The organism is Alloalcanivorax venustensis ISO4, from assembly GCF_015356855.1.
Classification (GTDB): domain Bacteria; phylum Pseudomonadota; class Gammaproteobacteria; order Pseudomonadales; family Alcanivoracaceae; genus Alloalcanivorax; species Alloalcanivorax venustensis.
The window spans coordinates 1-18,929 of sequence record NZ_ARXR01000048.1 but is presented as its reverse complement, the minus strand read 5'-3'; the positions used below and the strand labels follow the sequence as shown (position 1 = coordinate 18,929).

General features: G+C 65.4%; 17 protein-coding genes. All 17 read left to right on the top strand.

Annotated elements, in window-relative coordinates; genetic code table 11:
• Positions 1-533: flagellar hook-length control protein FliK (gene fliK, locus ISO4_RS15770; RefSeq protein WP_194856840.1), on the top strand; the 533-nt coding region annotated here is incomplete at its 5' end.
• On the top strand, positions 520-804 hold the full coding sequence (locus tag ISO4_RS15765) for an EscU/YscU/HrcU family type III secretion system export apparatus switch protein (protein WP_194856839.1): 285 nt from the start codon (positions 520-522) through the stop codon (positions 802-804). The genes fliK and ISO4_RS15765, both read left to right, overlap by 14 nt.
• Before the next feature lie 514 nt (positions 805-1,318).
• A complete protein-coding gene (gene flhD / locus ISO4_RS15760; protein WP_142948123.1) occupies positions 1,319-1,624 on the top strand; it encodes a flagellar transcriptional regulator FlhD in 306 nt (101 codons plus the stop codon).
• A 16-nt stretch (positions 1,625-1,640) separates the two neighbouring features.
• Positions 1,641-2,219 carry a flagellar transcriptional regulator FlhC gene (flhC, locus tag ISO4_RS15755; RefSeq protein WP_194856838.1) on the top strand — a complete coding sequence of 193 codons (579 nt, stop codon included), beginning with the start codon at positions 1,641-1,643 and terminating at the stop codon, positions 2,217-2,219.
• Between the two features lie 84 nt (positions 2,220-2,303).
• On the top strand, positions 2,304-3,179 hold the full coding sequence (gene motA, locus ISO4_RS15750) for a flagellar motor stator protein MotA (protein WP_194856837.1): 876 nt from the start codon (positions 2,304-2,306) through the stop codon (positions 3,177-3,179).
• Positions 3,176-4,048 carry a flagellar motor protein MotB gene (gene motB, locus ISO4_RS15745; protein ID WP_142948126.1) on the top strand — a complete coding sequence of 291 codons (873 nt, stop codon included), beginning with the start codon at positions 3,176-3,178 and terminating at the stop codon, positions 4,046-4,048. Before motA ends, motB begins: the two co-directional genes overlap by 4 nt.
• Before the next feature lie 2 nt (positions 4,049-4,050).
• The gene (gene cheA / locus ISO4_RS15740) at positions 4,051-6,150 is read left to right on the top strand and encodes a chemotaxis protein CheA (protein WP_194856836.1); all 2,100 of its coding nucleotides are present in this window, start codon (positions 4,051-4,053) and stop codon (positions 6,148-6,150) included.
• Complete coding sequence (locus tag ISO4_RS15735; RefSeq protein WP_194856835.1) at positions 6,147-6,644, top strand: chemotaxis protein CheW; 498 nt, start codon at positions 6,147-6,149, stop codon at positions 6,642-6,644. The genes cheA and ISO4_RS15735 overlap by 4 nt, the downstream gene beginning before the upstream one ends.
• A gap of 53 nt (positions 6,645-6,697) precedes the next feature.
• Positions 6,698-8,371: a methyl-accepting chemotaxis protein gene (locus ISO4_RS15730; protein WP_194856834.1), complete on the top strand. Its 1,674-nt coding sequence runs from the start codon at positions 6,698-6,700 to the stop codon at positions 8,369-8,371.
• 80 nt (positions 8,372-8,451) lie between these two features.
• Entirely contained in the window at positions 8,452-9,249 is a 798-nt protein-coding gene (locus tag ISO4_RS15725; RefSeq protein ID WP_228548195.1) for a CheR family methyltransferase, read from the top strand.
• Positions 9,250-9,352: 103 nt separating this feature from the next.
• On the top strand, positions 9,353-10,414 hold the full coding sequence (locus ISO4_RS15720) for a protein-glutamate methylesterase/protein-glutamine glutaminase (protein ID WP_194856832.1): 1,062 nt from the start codon (positions 9,353-9,355) through the stop codon (positions 10,412-10,414).
• Between the two features lie 48 nt (positions 10,415-10,462).
• Positions 10,463-12,220, top strand: a complete 1,758-nt coding sequence (locus ISO4_RS17270) for a methyl-accepting chemotaxis protein (protein WP_194856831.1) — start codon at positions 10,463-10,465, stop codon at positions 12,218-12,220.
• Positions 12,221-12,285: 65 nt separating this feature from the next.
• Entirely contained in the window at positions 12,286-12,672 is a 387-nt protein-coding gene (gene cheY, locus ISO4_RS15710) for a chemotaxis response regulator CheY (RefSeq protein ID WP_142948133.1), read from the top strand.
• A gap of 40 nt (positions 12,673-12,712) precedes the next feature.
• Complete coding sequence (gene cheZ, locus ISO4_RS15705; protein WP_194856830.1) at positions 12,713-13,408, top strand: protein phosphatase CheZ; 696 nt, start codon at positions 12,713-12,715, stop codon at positions 13,406-13,408.
• Between the two features lie 101 nt (positions 13,409-13,509).
• Positions 13,510-14,646 carry a flagellar biosynthesis protein FlhB gene (gene flhB / locus ISO4_RS15700; RefSeq protein WP_194856829.1) on the top strand — a complete coding sequence of 379 codons (1,137 nt, stop codon included), beginning with the start codon at positions 13,510-13,512 and terminating at the stop codon, positions 14,644-14,646.
• 5 nt (positions 14,647-14,651) lie between these two features.
• Positions 14,652-16,727, top strand: coding sequence for a flagellar biosynthesis protein FlhA (gene flhA / locus ISO4_RS15695; protein ID WP_194856841.1), 2,076 nt, complete (start codon positions 14,652-14,654; stop codon positions 16,725-16,727).
• Positions 16,728-16,768: 41 nt separating this feature from the next.
• Positions 16,769-18,841 (top strand): flagellar biosynthesis protein FlhF, encoded by a 2,073-nt coding sequence (flhF, locus tag ISO4_RS15690; protein WP_194856828.1) that lies wholly within the window; start codon positions 16,769-16,771, stop codon positions 18,839-18,841.
• The last annotated feature ends 88 nt before the right edge of the window (positions 18,842-18,929 follow it).

Genomic DNA, 18,929 nt, shown 5'->3' with positions numbered 1-18,929 from the left:
CGGCCCGCGCAACCGCGACGCCGGTCGCCGAGCGGCCGGCAGCGGCGCCGGTTACCGCCGAGGGCCGCCCGGTCACGGACGGCGAAGAGGCCCCCAGGCCCGCGCCGCGTCCCCTGTCCGACGACGCCAACCAGGCCCTGCAGGGGATTCTCCGCCATCAGCTGGAGACCCTGGCGACGCCGGTGCTGCGCTGGGAAGGGGACGTCTGGTCCGGCATTTTCATGGCTCTGGTGATCCAGGTGCCCGCCGAAGCGCCCCGTCAGGGCTGCTCCGGCGGCGACCAGGGCGAGGGCGGTGAGGACCCGGGGGAAGAGGGCACCTGGCGCTCCGAACTGACCGTGGAGCTGGCGGCGCTGGGCGCGGTGCGGGTGCGCCTGGACCTGCGCGGCGACGATCTGAGCATTGATCTGAATGCCGGCTCCGAACAGGTGGCCGAGCAACTGCGCGCCGACAGCCCGCGTCTGAAGTCCAGCCTCGAGGGCTGTGGTTTCGAACAGATCCGACTGCGAGTGGCCAGCGATGAAGGACTCTGAAGCCAACAGCCGCCGCCAGGCCGTGGCGCTGGCCTACCAGGACGGCGAGGCCCCCCGGGTATTGGCGCGCGGCTATGGTGACCTGGCCGAACGGATTATCGCCGAGGCCCGACGCCAGGGCGTGTTCGTGCATGACGCGCCCGAGCTGGTGGGGTTGCTGATGCAGCTGGATCTGGACCAGCGGATACCGGTTCGGCTGTATCAGGTGATCGCTGAGTTGCTGGTCTGGTTGCAAGCGATGAACGCCGAGGACGAGAGCGTAAGAAGCTAGGACTAAAGTATTAGCATTATACGCAAGTATTTGTAGTGTATGGATTTTGTGACCCGGTTCCTTGTCTCTTCGTCCTTTGCAATTTTTGTCCTTTGCAGCGCGCCATGGCCCCTTCCAATTTGCCCAAATGAAACACGGTTCTAAATTTTGTTCACCGGGGTGTTAATTATAACTCCTTGATTTTAATGAAAATAATTTTCCTTTCCGGCGCCGCATTCCAACTCAAAGGGCTTGTGACGGCCCTTTTTCCCGCTATTGAAACGCTCGTTTCAGACTGCCTGCACATTTGTGAATAGCGTCACAAAATTTTCCCTTGGTGTGAGTTTGTTCACATAAAAGTGTGAGCATGTCGTGATTATTGTGATACGTTGCCACTACAAAACGCACATACTTAATGACTTATAAATGCAATGTATCTAAGTATAAAGTATGAGCTTTGGGGATCTTAGTGATCCGGCGAGGGTTAGCGCCGGGGGTGACCTCGGTCATGGGGTACCGAAGGAGTGAAAGAACAATGAAGATCGATAGCGTCTTAGATGAAATCCAGGATATCAATCTGACCTACCTGCTGCTGGCGCAGCGTCTTCTCAAGGAAGATTACGCCACCGCCATGTTCCGGCTGAAGATCGACCAGGCGATGGCGGAAGTGTTGATTTCGCTGTCCGCCAAGCAGCTCAGCCAGATGGCGCGCACCAACCAGTTGTTGTTCCGTCTGCATTTCGACGACGCGGACCAGGTCACCAAGCTGACCAATAACAAGCGGGAGCAGGGGCTGGGGCAAACCCACGCGGCGTTGTTGATGGCGTCCTGCGCGAACTGATCGGGGGAGGGATCCAATGTCCGAGAAGAGTCTGGTCGGCGAAATGCACCAAGTGCAGTTGGCGATCGAATTGATTGAGCTGGGGGCCCGGCTGCAGGTGCTGGAATCGGAAACCGAACTCAGCCGTGGCCGGCTGATCCGGCTTTACAAGGAAGTGCGCGGCATGTCGCCGCCGAAGGGGATGCTGCCGTTTTCCACCGACTGGTTCATCACCTGGCTGCCGAACATTCACTCCTCCCTGTTTTACAGTTTCTACCGGCAGCTGACCGGCGAGCACGGTTGCAGCCGCATGGAAGGCTTCGTGAAGTCCTACCGCCTTTATCTGGAGCAGATTGCTCTGGACGGCGCCGAACCGGTGCTCGGCCTGACACGGGCCTGGACCCTGGTGCGTTTCTTTGAAAGTGAAATGTTCGAGCTGTCGGAATGCACCAGCTGCCACGGCCATTTCGTCAACCACGCGCATACGCCGAGCCAGCGCTTTGTGTGCGGTATCTGCCAGCCGCCGTCCCGGGCCGGCAAGACCCGCAAACGTCAGAGCGCGGTGAGTGAAGAGGGCCGGCGGAGCGGCGGTCGCCGACAGGCGGTGGGCGCTTAATTTCGTAATTTTTCCCTCAAGCCCGACCTGCTCCTGCCGATACAGATGGTAATGCTATCCACGCTGTTCTGAAGGATACCGGTTGTGCTGATACCTCTTGGCTTCATTATCGTCACCCTTTCCGTGTTCGGCGGCTTCACCATGGCCGGCGGACACCTGGGCCCGCTCTACCAGCCCACCGAAATCCTGATGATCGTCGGGGCCGCGGTGGGGTCGTTCGTGGCCGCCAATAACGGCAAGGCGATCAAAGCCACCCTGCGTACCGCCAGCAGCCTCAAGCGCACCAAGAAGTACGACAAAGAGATCTACATGCAGCTGATGTCGCTGCAGTACAACCTGCTCTCCAAGATGCGCCGCGAGGGCGTGCTGGGTGTGGAAAAGGACATTGAAAACCCCACCGAAAGCGCGCTGTTCAGTGAATACCCGAGAATCGCCAATGACCCGATGATCATGGGCTTCATCACCGATTATCTGCGGCTGATGATCAGCGGCAGCGTCGATCCGATGGAACTCGATGAACTGATGAGCCATGAAATCGAGGCGTTCGAACACGAAGCGCATATTCCCGCCGACGCCCTCGCCAAGGTGGGCGACGGCCTGCCCGCGTTCGGCATCGTGGCGGCGGTGCTCGGGGTGGTGAAAGCCCTGGCGTCCGCCGACGCCGGCGCCGAGGAAATGGGGCTGATGATCGCCCACGCCCTGGTGGGGACTTTCCTCGGCATCCTGCTCGCCTACGGCTTCGTCAACCCGGTGGCCAGCCGCATCGACCGGCAGGTGGCCGAGGCGGTGAAGATGCTGCAGTGCATCCGCGTCACGCTGCTTGCCAACCTCAACGGTTATGCGCCGCAGCTGGCGGTGGAATTCGGGCGTAAAGCTCTGCACACCGCCGAGCGGCCCAGCTTCACCGAACTGGAAGAGCACGTGCGTGCCGCGCGGCCCGCGGGTGCCAAGCAGACATGAGCGAGCAGCACCGGCCCATCGTCATCCGGCGACGCCGCCGTGCCCATGTGGCGCACCACGGCGGCGCCTGGAAAATCGCGCTGGCGGATTTCATGACCGCCCTGATGGCGTTGTTTCTGGTGCTCTGGATTATCTCCACCGCGTCGCCGGCCGAGCTGCAGGGCCTGGCCGAATATTTCCGCACGCCGCTGAAAGTGGCGCTGGCGGACGGCGACCGTAATTCGTCGAGCACCAGCGCGATCCCCGGCGGCGGCGCCGATCCGGCCCATTCCGACGGTGAGCAGGCGCGTATTGATCTGCGCCGCCAGACGTTGCCGGCGGAGGAGCGTCAGCGCTTCATCAATCTGCGCCGCCGGATTGAACAGGCGATCCAGGCCGACCCGCAGCTGCGTGAACTGCGCGATCAGATGCGCTTCCAGATGACTCCGGAAGGCCTGCGCATCCAGCTGGTGGATACCGACCAGCGGCCCATGTTCCGGCTCGGCAGCGACCGTGTCGCGCCCTATATGCGTCATTTGCTGCGCACCATGGCGCCGTTGCTCAACGACATGCCCAACCCGCTCAGTATCAGCGGACATACCGACAGTCTTCGCTATTCCAGCGGCGACAGCGGGTACAGCAATTGGGAGCTGTCCAGCGACCGCGCCAACGCCTCGCGCCGCGAGCTGGTGGCCGGCGGCCTGGACAGCGAAAAGCTACTGCGGGTCACGGGCATGGGCGACCGTGTGCCGGTGCCCGACAGCAACCCCGGTGACCCGGTCAACCGCCGCATCACCCTGGTGGTGCTGACCCGTCAGGCGGTGGAACGGCTGCGCGCCGCCAGCCGCCCCGGCGATCTGAGCGACGCCCCTCAACCCGTGCGGGAGTGAACATGGATATCACCGAATTCTACGACACGTTTTTCGAAGAGGCGGACGAGCTCCTGGCGGAGATGGAATCCCATCTTCTGGAGCTGGACGTGGACAACCCGGACGTGGAGCGGCTCAACGCCATCTTCCGGGCCGCGCATTCGATCAAGGGCGGGGCCGGTACCTTCGGGTTCGAGGCGCTGCAGCGCACCACGCATCTGCTGGAAAACCTGCTCGACTACACACGACGCGGCGAGCTGGCGCTGCGAAGGGATATCGTCGACACCTTTCTGGAAGCCAAAGACATGCTAAACGATCAACTGGACGCGTATCGTCAGGGTGGTGAACCGGACCCGGAAGCCCTGGAACGTATCTGCGAGACCCTGCGCCGTCTCGCTCTGGAAGAGCTGGGCGAAGACGCCGGCGCCGAGGTGGCGGGCGCCGCGCCGTCCGCGTCGGCCAGCCCCGAGCCGGCCGCCGACCCGGCGCCCGCCGAGGCGGCGCCTTCCGCCGGCGAAGGCACGCCGGACGGCGGTGCCCGCTTCCAGGTGACCCTGATCGGTGTCGCCGACAAGGACCGGGATCTGTTGATCGAGGAACTGGCGCAGCTGGGCGATATCGAGGACCAGCAGGCCGACGGCGAACGTCACCGGGTGGTGCTCACGTCGTCACTCAGCGGCGACGATATCGAAGCGGTGATGTGCTTTATCGCCGAGCCGGAGCAATTGGAAGTGCGCGCTCTGGACGCCGCCGCGCCGGCGGCCGCCAGCGAAAGCAAACCGGAAGTGAAAGCGGAAGCCGAAGCGGCACCGGCGCCCGCCGCGACCAAGCCTGCGGCCCCGGCGAAAGCCGAAGCCGCCGCCAAAAGTAGCGACGCAGCCAAGAAAGGCGGCGAATCCACCTCCATCCGGGTGCCGGTGTCCAAGGTCGATCAGATCATCAACCTGGTCGGTGAGCTGATTATCACCCAGTCCATGCTCAACCAGGTGGCCGAGGACTCCGAGACCGTCAACGACGGCGCCCTGGTCACCGGGCTCAACCTGCTGCAGCGCACCGCCCGGGATCTCCAGGAAGCGGTGATGTCCGTGCGCATGGTGCCGATGGACTATGTGTTCAGCCGCTTCCCGCGCCTGGTCCGCGACCTGGCCGGCAAGCTCGACAAGGACGTGGAGCTGGTCACCGAGGGCAAATCCACCGAACTGGACAAGGGCCTCACCGAACGGATCATCGACCCGCTCACCCACCTGGTGCGCAACAGCCTCGACCACGGTATCGAAACGCCGGACCGCCGCGAGGCGGCGGGCAAGCCGCGCACCGGCCGTCTGACCCTGTCCGCCCAGCACCAGGGCGGCAATATCCTGATCGAGGTGATCGACGACGGCGGCGGTCTCAACCGCGACAAGATTCTTGAAAAGGCGCGCTCCAGCGGCCTCTCCGTGTCCGATTCAATGAGCGACGACGAAGTCTGGCAGCTTATTTTCGCGCCGGGCTTTTCCACCGCCGATGCGGTCAGCGACGTGTCCGGGCGCGGCGTCGGCATGGACGTGGTCAAGCGCAACATCCAGGCCATGGGCGGGCATGTGGAAATTCTCTCCACGCCGGGCCAGGGCACCACCACCCGCATCGTGCTGCCGCTCACCCTGGCGATCCTCGACGGCATGTCCATCAAGGTCGGCCAGGAGATGTTCATCCTGCCGGTGAGCGCGGTGATCGAATCCCTGCAGCCGCGCGCCGACGATCTCTACTCCATGGCCGGCGGCGACGTGCTGCTGAAGGTGCGCGAGGACTACCTGCCGGTGGTGGCGGTCCATCACGCCCTGGACGTGGCCGACGCCATTACCGACCCGACCCGCGCCATCGCCGTGATCGTGCAGGGCGAAGGGCGCCGCTACGCATTGCTGGTGGACGAGCTGGTCGGCCAGCAGCAGGTGGTGGTCAAGAATCTGGAAACCAACTACCGCAAAGTGCCGGGCGTGTCCGCCGCCACCATTCTGGGCGACGGCAGCGTGGCGCTGATTCTGGACGTGGCGGACATGCACCGCCTCGGCCAGAGCAAAAAAGAAAACCCTGTCTTTGGCGCCCCGACCCGGGCCCGCCCTGTTGAGGAGGTAGAACCGTCATGAGTCAAGCCACTGCTTTGCAAACCGCCGCCGCCGTGGAAGCGGGCAGCCAGGAATTCCTGGTGTTCTCCCTGGGCGACGAGGAGTACGCCATCGATATCCTCAAGGTCCAGGAAATCCGTGGCTACGAAAACGTCACGCGCATCGCCAATGCCCCGGACTTCATCAAGGGCGTGGCCAATCTGCGCGGCGTGATCGTGCCGATCGTCGACCTGCGCATCAAATTCCGTCTCGAGCGTGCCGACTACGACGACCAGACCGTGGTGATCGTGGTCAACATCGCCGACCGGGTGGTGGGCATCGTGGTCGACCGGGTTTCCGACGTGATGACGCTCACCGCCGAGCAGCGCAAGCCGGCGCCGGAATTCGGTCTCAGCCTGCCGCTGGATTACATCAGCGGGCTGGGCAATCTGGATGAACGCATGCTGGTACTGGTGGACATCGAAAAAATGCTCACCAGCGAAGAAATGGCGCTGGTGGAAGAAGCCGGCGAATAACAAGCACAGGGTCGAAGACCAACGCCGGGTCCGGGCAATCGGGGAGAGTGGGAATGCGTAACAATCAGCCGGTGACAAACCGTGAGTATGCGCTCAAGGGCGATGACTTTCTGATTTCGAGGACCAACCGCAGGGGGCGTATCACCTACGCCAACCCGGCGTTTATCGAAGTCAGCGGCTTCACCCGCGAAGAGCTGATCGGCGCCCCGCACAACATCGTGCGCCACCCGGACATGCCGGAGCAGGCGTTCGAGAACCTGTGGCGCACCCTGAAAGAGGGTGGCACCTGGATCGGCCTGGTCAAGAACCGGCGTAAGGACGGCGGCTATTACTGGGTACGCGCCCACGTCACCCCGATTATTGAAGACGGTGAAATCGCCGGCTTCGTATCCGTGCGCCTCAAGGCGGACAAAGGCTCTATCGACGCCGCGGAACAGGCCTACACCGCACTGCGGGAAGGGCGCGGCGGCCACCTTTACCTGCACCGTGGCGAGATTCGCCGTCGTGGGGTAGTGGCGGCGCTGCGACGCTGGAACCCGCGTTCGGTGAGCAGCCGTATGACGCTGCTCTACCTGGCCAGCGCCGCGCCGCTGCTGGGCGCCGGAGTGATCGGCTTCCTCGGCCGTGGTGAGGCGGCGCCATTGTCCACCGCCTTGATGGCCTTGGCGGCGGTGGGCCTGCCGCTGGTGGCGCTGCTGTTCTGGGCCACCGCCCGTTCGGTGCTGGGCCCGGTGCGCGAGGCCGGCATGTTCACGCTGCAGATCGCCGCCGGCAACCTGGCGGCCAAGCCGCCGCGCCGCCTCAGTGGTGAAATGGGGCTGCTGGTGATGGGGCTGAAACTGATGCGCCGCAGCCTGGGCAGCATCGTCGGCGACGTGAACCGCGGCATCGAAGTGGTCACCCCGGCGGCCCGCGACATCGCCCAGGGCAATGAGGATCTGTCGTCGCGCTCGGAGCAGCAGGCCGCCTCGCTGCAACAGACCGCCTCCAGCATGGAAGAGATCACCGCCACCGTGGGCCAGAACGCGGAGAACGCCCGCCAGGCCAGCGGGCTCAGCGGCGAGGCATCGCGGGCGGTGTCCGAGAGCGGTGAAGTGATGGGGCAGGTGGTGGACACCATGGGCCGCATCACCGCCAGCTCGGAAAAGATGGCGGTGATCATCGGCACCATCGACAGCATCGCCTTCCAGACCAACATTCTGGCCCTCAACGCCTCCGTGGAAGCGGCCCGCGCCGGCGAGCACGGCCGCGGCTTCGCGGTGGTGGCCCAGGAGGTGCGTAACCTGGCCGGCCGCTCCGCGGATGCCGCCAAGGAGATCCGCGACCTGATCGCCGGTTCCGGCCGCGAGATTGAAAGCGGCGCGGAACTGGTGCGACGCGCGGAAGCGGCGATCGAATCCGTGGTCACCTCGGTGACCCGGGTCAACGACATCATGGGCGACATCAGCGCCGCGTCCGAAGAGCAGAGCACCGGGATCAACCAGATTAACCAGGCGGTGGCGCAGATGGACGGCGTCACCCGTCAGAACGCGGAACGGGTGCAGGCCTCCGCCCGTGCCGCCGCCTCCCTGGAAGCCCAGGTCGACAGCCTGACCCATTCGATCGCGGTGTTCCGTCTGCGGGGCGGCGCTGAGCAGGCGCCGGCGAAAGCCGCCGACGTTCGTCGCCTGCCCGCGTCGCCGCCCCGGCCGCGCTCCGCGTCCACCACCCAGACCCTAGCCGGATGACCCCTTTGAGCAGTCGAGTGCCTATCAGCCCCACCGCCGCCACCGGCGACGCCGGGCGTTTTTCGCCGGACCGCGACCTGATGCTCAGCGACGCGGATTTCGCGCGTATCCGTGAGTTGATCTACCGCCGCGCCGGCATCGTCCTGGCGGAGCACAAAAAGGATATGGTCTACAGCCGTATCGGCCGGCGCGTACGCAAGCACGGCCTGGTCCGCTTCCAGGACTATCTGGCGAAACTGGAGCAGGACAGCGGCGGCCCGGAGTGGGAAGCGTTCACCAACGCCCTGACCACCAATCTCACCGCCTTCTTCCGCGAGAGCCATCATTTCCCGCTGCTCGCCGACCTGGTGCGCGAGCGGCGCGGGCCGGTGCGTATCTGGAGCGCCGGCGCCTCCACCGGCGAGGAGCCGTACTCCATCGCCATGGCGCTCGCCGAGGTGCTGGGCGACAAGGCCGATTTCCAGGTTCTCGCCACCGATATCGACACCGAGGCCCTGGACCGGGCCCGGCGCGGCATCTATCCCATGGACCAGGTCGGCAAGCTCGACGAGCGGCGGCGCAAGCGTTTCTTCCAGAAGGGCAGCGGCGCGCGCTCCGGGTTTGCCCGGGTGCGCCCGGAAGTGGCGGCGCGGGTGCGTTTCCAGACGCTCAACCTGGTGGCGCCGAAATGGCCCGTGGAGGATCGCTTCGATGCGATCTTCTGCCGCAACGTGATGATCTATTTCGACAAGGGCACCCAGGCCCGCATCCTCGACCGCTTCGCGCCTCTGTTGAAGCACGACGGCCTGCTGTTCGCCGGCCACTCGGAAAGTTTTTCCTACATCAGCGACCGCTTCCGCCTGCGCGGCCAGACCGTCTACACCCTCGCCGACCGGTAACACTCAAAAATCCTAAAGAAGCGCCGCTACCCGCCGATAGCGTGAATAACAAAGGCGAATCGCGCCGGTGACGGCGTCGTCTTGGAAACGGGGGAGACCGATCTTGGCCGGGAAAAAAATAAGGGTGCTGTGCGTCGACGACTCGGCCCTGATCCGCGATCTGATGAGCGAAATCATCAACAGCCACGACGATATGGAAGTGGTGGCGGTGGCGCCGGACCCCCTGGTCGCCCGTGACCTGATTAAACGCCACGACCCGGATGTGCTCACCCTGGACGTGGAAATGCCGCGCATGGACGGCCTGGACTTTCTCGAGCGGCTGATGCGTCTGCGGCCGATGCCGGTGCTGATGGTGTCGTCGCTCACCCAGGCCGGGTCCGAGGTAACCCTGCGGGCACTGGAACTGGGCGCGGTGGATTTTTTGCAGAAGCCGGCGCTGGGTATCCGCAGCGGCATGATTGAGTACAGCGAGCTGATCGCGGAGAAAATCCGCGCCGCCGCCCGCTCCCGACCCCGGCGTATCCAGGCCGGCGAACGGGACGCCCCCAAACCGCTGAAAGCGGTGATGGTGTCGAGCGAAAAGCTGGTGATTCTGGGCGCCTCCACCGGCGGCCCGGAAGCGATTCGGCAAGTGCTGGAGCCGCTACCCGCCAACTGCCCGGCGATTCTGATCGCCCAGCATATGCCCGGCGGCTTTACACATTCGTTCGCGTTGCGGCTGGACAAGCTGTGCCGCATCACCGTCAAGGAGGCGGAGGACGGCGAGCGGGTGTTGCCCGGGCACGCCTATATCGCCCCGGGCGACCGGCATCTGAATCTGGTGCGCAGCGGCGCTAATTATGTGGTGCGTCTGAATGACGGACCACCGGTCAATCGGCATCGACCGTCGGTGGATGTGCTGTTCCATTCGGCGGCGGCCCAAGCCGGGCGAAACGCCATCGGCATCTTGCTCACGGGGATGGGTAAAGACGGTGCAGCTGGCCTGCTGACCATGCGCCGTGCCGGGGCGGTAACTCTCGCCCAGGATGAGGAAACCTCACTGGTATTCGGTATGCCGCGTGAGGCGATAGCGATCGAAGGTGCCACAGAAGTGGTGGCACTGGACCAGGTGGCGCCGCGTCTGATGGCGTTAGCGGCCGCTTCCGGGCGCGCGCAGCGGGTCTGAAACAAAAAAATGAATTCCTGAGAAAGCCCTGAAGGAGGAGCGCCGGTTATGATGAAAATACTGCGTAATCTTAATGTTAAAGCAACGGTGGCGGGCGCTTTACTGTGCTGTGTGCTGCTCGTCGGCTCGCTTGCCGTATTGCGTTATTTGAATAACAAGATGGCTGACGAATCGATTGCTCTCTTGAACCAGATTAACGTTGAGCAGCTCAATGAAGTCAGCCGGGCAGCGGTCCTTATCAGTCGCGCCCGCATTCAGATGGATCTCGCCGCTGACTATCTGGACCAGGGTATGCGTCTGGTGGCGGAAAACCAGATAGAGGGTGTGGGTGATCTGCTACAGCGAGCGCAGCGCCGGTTTGATAACTTTGATAAAGCCCCTAAGACAGAAATGGGTGTGGCCAGGGCCAATGAGCTCGAAGATAGCTTCATGCAGGTAATGGCGCTGGTACGTGAACAGCACGAGGCCCTCAAGGGAAACCAACTCAGTGAATACAAGAATCTGCGTCAGGACCTGCTTTCCCCGGGCGATGGCTTTGATAGTAGCCTCACTGACTTCACCCGCTACGCCAACGAACGTGGCGACACAGTGATGACCAACTACCGAGAGCAAACCGAGCTTTATGGTCTGATCGGGTTGGCTATGTTGATCATCACTGCGCTGATCTTCGTGCTGATCTATTTAGGCTTGCGCGTCACCGTGGTACAGCCGCTGCACAGAGCGGTGAAAAACCTGCAGCGTATCGCCCGCGCTGACTTGTCCGAGAAAATCTACGTGCCCGGAACCAACGAAATAGGCCAGCTGTTCGCCGCCATGCGCGATATGCAGGAAAGCCTGTCGGGCATCGTCTCCAACGTACGCAGCAGCAGTAATTCGATTTTCGTGGGCAGCTCCGAGATCGCCCGTGGCAACACCGACCTGTCCTCGCGCACCGAGCAGCAGGCCGCGTCCCTGGAGGAAACCGCCACCAGCATGGAGCAGCTCACCGCCACCGTGAAGCAGAACGCGGACAACGCTCGCCAGGCCAGCGGCCTGGCCAATGACGCCTCCGGCACCGCCACCCGCGGTGGCGATGTGATGCGTCAGGTGACCGCCAAGATGCAGGGCATCACAGAGAGCTCTAAACAGGTCGCCGACATCACCGGCATGATCGATTCCATCGCTTTCCAGACCAACATTCTGGCGCTTAACGCCTCCGTGGAAGCGGCCCGGGCCGGCGAGCAGGGCCGCGGTTTCGCGGTGGTCGCCGGGGAAGTGCGCAACCTGGCCGGCAACAGCGCCGACGCCGCTCGCCAGATCAAGCAGTTGATCGAAACCTCGGCGGTGGAAGTGCAGGAAGGCTCCACCCTGGTCGAGCAGGCCTCGGAGACCGTCAAGGAGGTGGTCGCCGCGGTGAAGCGCGTCACCGACATCATGGACGAGATTTCCGCCGCCTCCCAGGAGCAGAGCGGCGGCATCGAGCAGGTTAGCCAGGCGGTCAGCCAGATGGATGAAGTCACCCAGCAGAACGCGTCCCTGGTGGAAGAGGCCAGCTCCGCGGCCGCGTCCCTGGAAGAGCAAGCACGCCGGTTGGAACAAGCGGTGTCCATCTTCCAGCTCGACAACGAAGTTGTGGAACAGACGGACTCCGTGGTGATACCGATGATCACAAGGGAGCACGACGAAAAAGCCGAGCAGGACGAGCCCAAAAAGCAAGCTGTACAGGATTCGCCACGGCAGCGTTCCGAGCAGCAGGCGCCGCGCGAAAGCCGCCCGGCACCGCGCCGTGAACCGGTCACCACCGAGGACGACTGGGAAGAGTTTTAACGACCCTGAACCGCGCCGGGGACGCGCTCCCGCCACCCGGCGCCATGACGCAGTGAGAGGATCCGATGGATAAGGGCATGAGTATTCTGGTGGTGGACGACTTTCCCACCATGCGACGCATCGTTCGCAGTCTGCTCAAGGAGTTGGGCTTCACCAACGTGGAAGAGGCCGAGGACGGCCAGGAAGCATTGGGCAAGCTGAAAGGCGGCGATTTCGAATTCGTCGTGTCGGATTGGAACATGCCCAATCTCGACGGTCTGGAGATGCTCAAGCAGATCCGCGCCGACGAGGCCATGAAAGCGCTGCCGGTGCTGATGGTTACCGCCGAAGCGAAGAAAGAGAACATCGTGGCCGCTGCCCAGGCCGGCGCCAACGGCTATATCGTCAAGCCGTTCACCGCCGCCACCCTGGAAGAGAAACTCAACAAGATTTTCGAGAAGCTGGGCAAATAAGCGACGCGGGGTCCAGCTTCCCTGGTGAGGAGAACCGAATATGAGTGGTGAGGCTCGGCAAGTGGCGGCACACGAAGGCGCGCACGGCGACGACCTGGTAGTGCGCATTGGACAGCTCACCCGCATGTTGCGTGAAAGCATGCGGGAACTGGGGCTGGACAAGGAAGTGGAGAAAGCGGCGGAGGCGATTCCCGACGCCCGCGCCCGTCTCAACTATGTGGCGTCGATGACCGAGCAGGCCGCCGACCGCGCACTCAACGCGGTGGACCGCGCCCAGCCGCTGCAGAATGAGATCGAGAGCCGGGCGGAGAGCCTCGACCAACAGTGGCAAACCTGGTTCGAAAATCCCATGGAGCTGGACCAGGCCCGGCAACTGGTCACCGACACCCGCGGCTATCTGGCGGCGGTGCCGGAGATGGCCCGCGAAACCAGCAAGGAGCTGCTGGAAATCATGATGGCCCAGGATTTCCAGGACCTCACCGGGCAGGTCATCAAGAAGATGATGGAGGTGATCCTGGAGGTGGAAAACCAGCTGCTGCAGGTGCTGCTGGAGAGCGTGCCCGAGGGCGACGAGCGCGAAGCGCTCAAACAGCGCATGGAGGACCGCAACGCCGCCGACACCCGCAAGCGCGAGGAAGCGTCTCTGGTCAACGGGCCGCAGCTCACCGCCGAGGGCGAAGGCATCGTCAGCAACCAGGATCAGGTCGACGATCTGCTCGACGAACTCGGCTTCTAGGGAATAACCGCCCCCAAACCCCTCTTATCCGAGGATTGGTTGGCCGTCCGTTCGGCGACAATCCCGGGCATTGAAGTAATGATGCCCGGAATGCCGCCGCCATGGCCGAAGAGACCGAAGATCAGGAAAAGACCGAAGAGGCCACGCCCCGGCGCCTGGAAAAGGCCCGGGAAGACGGCCAGGTGGCCCGCTCCCGGGAGCTGACCACGGTAATGCTGCTGTTCGGCGGCGTCGGCGGCCTGTGGTCCATGGGCCCGACGCTGTTCGACCAGGTCGGCATGGTGATGGAGCAGTCGTTCCTATTCGACCGCCGCCAGGGCTTCGACAGCACGGTGATGCTCACCCACGCCGTGGACCTGGGCGCGCGCACCCTGTTCGCACTGATTCCGCTGTTCCTGATGCTGGCGGTGATCGCGCTGATATCGCCCAACCTGCTGGGCGGCTTCCTGATTTCCGCCAAGTCCCTCAAACCCCAGCCTTCCAAACTCAACCCGATCAAGGGTCTCAAGCGGCAGTTTTCCTCCCAGGCGCTGGCCGAGCTGGCCAAGGCGATCGCCAAGTCGATCCTGGTGGGGTCGGTGGCGGTGGCGTTTCTGAGCGCCAAGCGCGGCGAGTTCATGGCGCTGATGGACCAGCCCACCCAGCAGGCGCTGGCCAATGCCCTGCGCCTCGCCGCTATGGCCTGCGGGCTGATGGTGCTGTCGCTGGTGGTGGTGATTCTGATCGACGTGCCCTACCAGCTGTGGAGCCACGCCAAGAAGCTGCGCATGAGCAAGGAAGAGATCAAGCGCGAGCACAAGGAGACCGAAGGCGACCCGCAGCTGAAGGCCAAGATCCGCTCCCAGCAGCAGGCCATGGCCCGCAACCGGATGATGAGCCAGGTGCCGGACGCCGACGTGATCGTCACCAACCCGACTCACTACGCGGTGGCCCTGCGCTACGACGAAAGCAACATGAGCGCCCCCCGGGTGATCGCCAAGGGCGCCGACGAAGTGGCCGCGCGCATCCGCGAGCTGGGCGGCGAACACCGGGTGCCCCTGCTGGAAGCACCGCCGCTGGCGCGGGCGCTGTACCGCCATGTGGACATCGACCGGGAGATTCCCGGGCCGCTCTATACCGCCGTGGCGGAAGTGCTGGTGTGGGCGTTCCGCCTTAAACGGGGGCGGGAAGAGGGCGGCGACCAGCCGCTGACCCCGGCGGACCTGCCGATCCCGGCGGAACTGGAGGTGGCGCCGTGAAAGCGATGAGCCACTACCTGGGCGGGCGCGAGCTGCTCGGCGACGGCGGCGCCAAGGTGCTCGCCGGGCCGATCCTGATCCTGCTGATCATGTCCATGCTGATCCTGCCGCTGCCGCCGTTCGCGCTGGATATGTTCTTTACCTTCAACATCGCCCTGGCGCTGATGGTGCTGCTGGTCAGCATGTTCACCCTGAGCGCGCTGGAGTTCGCCGCCTTCCCGGCGGTGCTGTTGTTCACCACCCTGCTGCGGCTGGCCTTGAACGTGGCCTCCACCCGGGTGGTGCTGATGGAAGGCCACGAAGGCGGTGCCGCCGCCGGCAAGGTGATCGAGGCGTTCGGCCAGTTCCTGGTGGGCGGCAATTTCGCCGTCGGCCTGGTGGTGTTCCTGATTCTGGTGGTGATCAACTTCATGGTGATCACCAAGGGCGCCGGGCGCATCGCCGAGGTGGGCGCGCGCTTCATGCTCGACGCCATGCCCGGCAAGCAGATGGCCATCGACGCCGACCTCAACGCCGGCCTGATCGGCGAGGAAGACGCCAAGAAACGCCGCGCCGAAGTGGCCCAGGAAGCGGATTTCTACGGCTCCATGGACGGTGCCAGCAAGTTCGTCCGGGGCGACGCCGTGGCCGGCCTGGTGATCATGGCGGTGAACATCATCGGCGGCCTGCTGATCGGCATGCTGCAGCACGATATGTCGTTCGCCGACGCCGGCCGCACCTACACGCTGCTGACCATCGGCGATGGCCTGGTGGCGCAGATTCCGGCGCTGGTGATTTCCACCGCCGCCGGCGTCACCGTGTCCCGGGTGACCACCGACCAGGACGTCGGCCAGCAGATGATCAGCCAGCTGCTGATGAACCCGCGGGTGATGATCCTGGCCGCCGGCGTGATGGGCCTGCTGGGCCTGGTGCCCGGCATGCCCAACTTCGTGTTCCTGCTGTTCACCGCCGGCCTGGCCGGCGCCGCCTGGTACCTGAGCCGGGCCAAGGAAAACCGCCTCGCCGAAGAGCAGATCGACGCGGCGCCGCCGCCGGAACCGGAAGCGCCGGAGGCCAGCTGGGACGACGTCCAACTGATCGACGTGCTGGGCCTGGAAGTGGGCCACCGCATGATTCCCCTGGTGGACTACCGCCAGCAGGGCGAGCTGCTCGGCCGCATCAAGAGCGTGCGCAAGAAATTCGCCCAGGAGGTGGGCTTCCTGCCGCCGGTGGTGCACATCCGCGACAACCTGGACCTGGGCGCCAACAGCTATGTGGTCACCCTCAAGGGCGCCGAAGTGGGGCGCGGCGAAGCCTTCCCCGGCAAGTGGCTGGCGATCAACCCGGGCCAGGTCACCGGCGAAGTGAAGGGCACCGCCACCCAGGACCCGGCCTTCGGACTGCCGGCGGTATGGATCGACGCGGACCAGCGCGAGCAGGCCCAGGTGTACGGCTACACCGTGGTCGACGCCAGCACCGTGGTGGCCACCCATCTCAACCATCTGCTGCACCACCATTCCGCGGAAATGCTCGGCCGCCAGGAAGTGCAGCAGCTGCTCGACAAGCTCGGTGAGGACAGCAAGGCGCTGGTGGAAGACGTGGTGCCCAAGGCGGTGTCGCTCACCGTGCTGCAACGCCTGCTGCAGAACCTGCTGGAAGAGGACGTCTCGATCCGCGATATGCGCACCATCCTCGACACCCTGGCGGAACACGCCGGCCAGAACGCCGACGCCCACGAACTCACCGCCCAGGTGCGCGTGGCGCTGGGCCGCGCCATTACCCATCAGTGGTTCCCGGGCCAGGACGAACTGCATGTAATCGGCCTGGACAGCAACCTCGAGCAGGTGCTCGGCCAGGCGCTGAACGGCGGCGGGGCACTGGAGCCCGGCCTCGCCGACACCCTTATGGAACAGGCCGCCGCCGCCCTGGAACGCCAGGAGGCCGCCGGCGAGCCGCCGGTGCTGGTGGTGCAGCACGGCCTGCGGCCGTTGCTGGCGCACTTCCTGCGCCGCCGCCTGCGCCACCTGGTGGTGATGTCGCAGGCGGAGATTCCGGACGACCGCACCCTGCGCGTGACCAGCATGATCGGCGGCACCGCCTGAACAGGCCCTAATCAGAACCGCAAAAAACAGAGGATACCGTCATGGGCGTGCAACGCTTTGTCGGCAGCAACAACCGGGAAGCCATGGGCCGGGTGCGCGCGGCGCTGGGCGACGACGCCCTGATCCTGGCCAACCGCGCCACCGACCAGGGTGTGGAGATCCTCGCCCTGGCCGAGGACGACTCGTCCGGCTATGCACCGTCGGAACAGGCGGTGCCGGACCGCGCCGGTCAAGCGGCCGTGGCGCCGGCCCAGCAGCGCGTCCCCCATCACGCCCCCGCCGGCCCCGATCTCACCGAGCAGTTGCTGCGCGAAGTGCGCGACATGCGCGAACAGCTGGCCCGCCGTGCGCCGGCCGGCGACGACGACGGGCCGCGTCAGGCCTTGCGCCGGCGTCTGCGGGGCGCCGGGTTCAGTGCGGTCTTCAGTGACACCCTGCTGGCCGGCCTGCCGCCGGAGGCGCAGCGCGACGAACAGGCCGACCACTGGCTGCAGCGCCAATTGCAGCGCCGTCTGTCCGTGGCGGCCCCCGGCGATCTGGAACAGCCCGGTGTAATCGCCCTGATCGGCCCCACCGGGGTGGGCAAAACCACCACCGCCGCCAAACTGGCGGCGCGGCTGGCCCGGCGCCACGGCCCCGAACGGGTGGCCCTGGTGAGCGCCGACAGCTACCGCATCGGTGCCCGCGATCAATTGCGCATCTACGCGGATCTGCTCGGTGTCGCCCTGTTCAACCTGGAAGAGGACGAACCGCTGGACCGGCTGGCCCGGTCATTGGCGGACCGCCCCTGGGTGGTGGTCGACACCATCGGCATGAGCCAGCGCGACGCCCGCTTGGGCGAGCAGTTGCGCCAGCTCAGCGGCGCCTTGCGGGTGCGGCCGGTGTTGCTGCTCAACGCCGCTAGCCAGGGCGAAACCCTGGAGGAAGTGGTGGCCGTGTACCGGGGCACCGCCCGCACCGCCGGGCTGGCCCTGGACGACGCCATCGTCAGCAAGCAGGACGAGGCCAGCCGCCTGGGCCCGGTGCTCGACGCCGCCATCCGCCATGACCTGCGGCTGCATTACGTTTGCCGGGGCCAGCGGGTGCCCGAGGACATGGTGGCCGCCGACGCCGCCGGCCTGGTGGACGACGCCCTGGCGCTCACCGGCGACAGCGACGACGACGGCCGCCCCGGCGCCCCGGGCTGGGCCCGTCAGGTGCTGGCCCAGGGGCGTGCCCTGGACGCCGCGGTATCACTGTTGCGCGAGGGCGCCCCGGATTTCGACGCCACGGAGGCGCTGTGGCAGGGCCGGCCGGCGGCGGACCGCGCCGCCGCCGACCAGGCACCGATGCATTTGCGGCATGGCGGCACGCGACCGGCGCCGGTGCTCGGTTTGGATGGCCAGGGGCTGCCCATCGGCGTGCCGAGCGCGCCCGATACGCGCTTTTCCCTCGCCGCTCAGTTGTTGCCGGCGACCCCGGACACCGCGCTCTGGCGCGCCTTGCAGCGCAGCGGCCAGCCGTGGCTGGCGGCGGCGCGGGGCAACAGCCGGGTCTGGCGTCTCGGCCAGCGCCTGCCGTTGAACGAGTGCTATCCGTTGGCGGCGCCCTGGGACAGCTTGATGGTGCGCCACCGCGGCCGCGCCGCCCAGCTGCGCCTGCGGCGCCTGGACGTGGCCGCTTCGCCCACCGGGCGCGGCGACGGCGCGCCGTTCACCGCCTTGCTGTGCGCCTGGTTCGGTGAAATACGCGACCTGGACAGCGGCCGTCTGCTCGGGCGCCGCTACTGGCTGGCGCCGGCGGGGCAGAGCCGCCGGCAGGACAGCGATCTGCTGGTGCACATGCTGCGCTGCGAAGAGTGGTCGGCGCTGCGCGAGCGCGCCGCCGCCGACCTGAATGCCGCCGGCGGCGGAGAAGATTGCTGGGAGTTGGCCGGCGCCCTGGCGGCGCTGGCGGTGCGGCTGGACCAGGACAACGGTGACTGGGCCCTGGACCTGCGCGCCCAACTGCTGAGCCTGACCGGCTCCCGGCGGCGCAGTGCCGCCACCTTGCTGACCGCCTTGATCGAGCTGTTCAGCGCCCGCCGTGAACTGCAGCGCATCGGCGCGGTGGCCGGGGGCACCGGGGATGCCTGATCAGGCCGCCGGATTGCGGGCGCGGGCGCGCCCTGAACGCCCCGAGCCAGGGCCCACCCTGATGGTCGTCGGCCTGCCGCCCGACGCC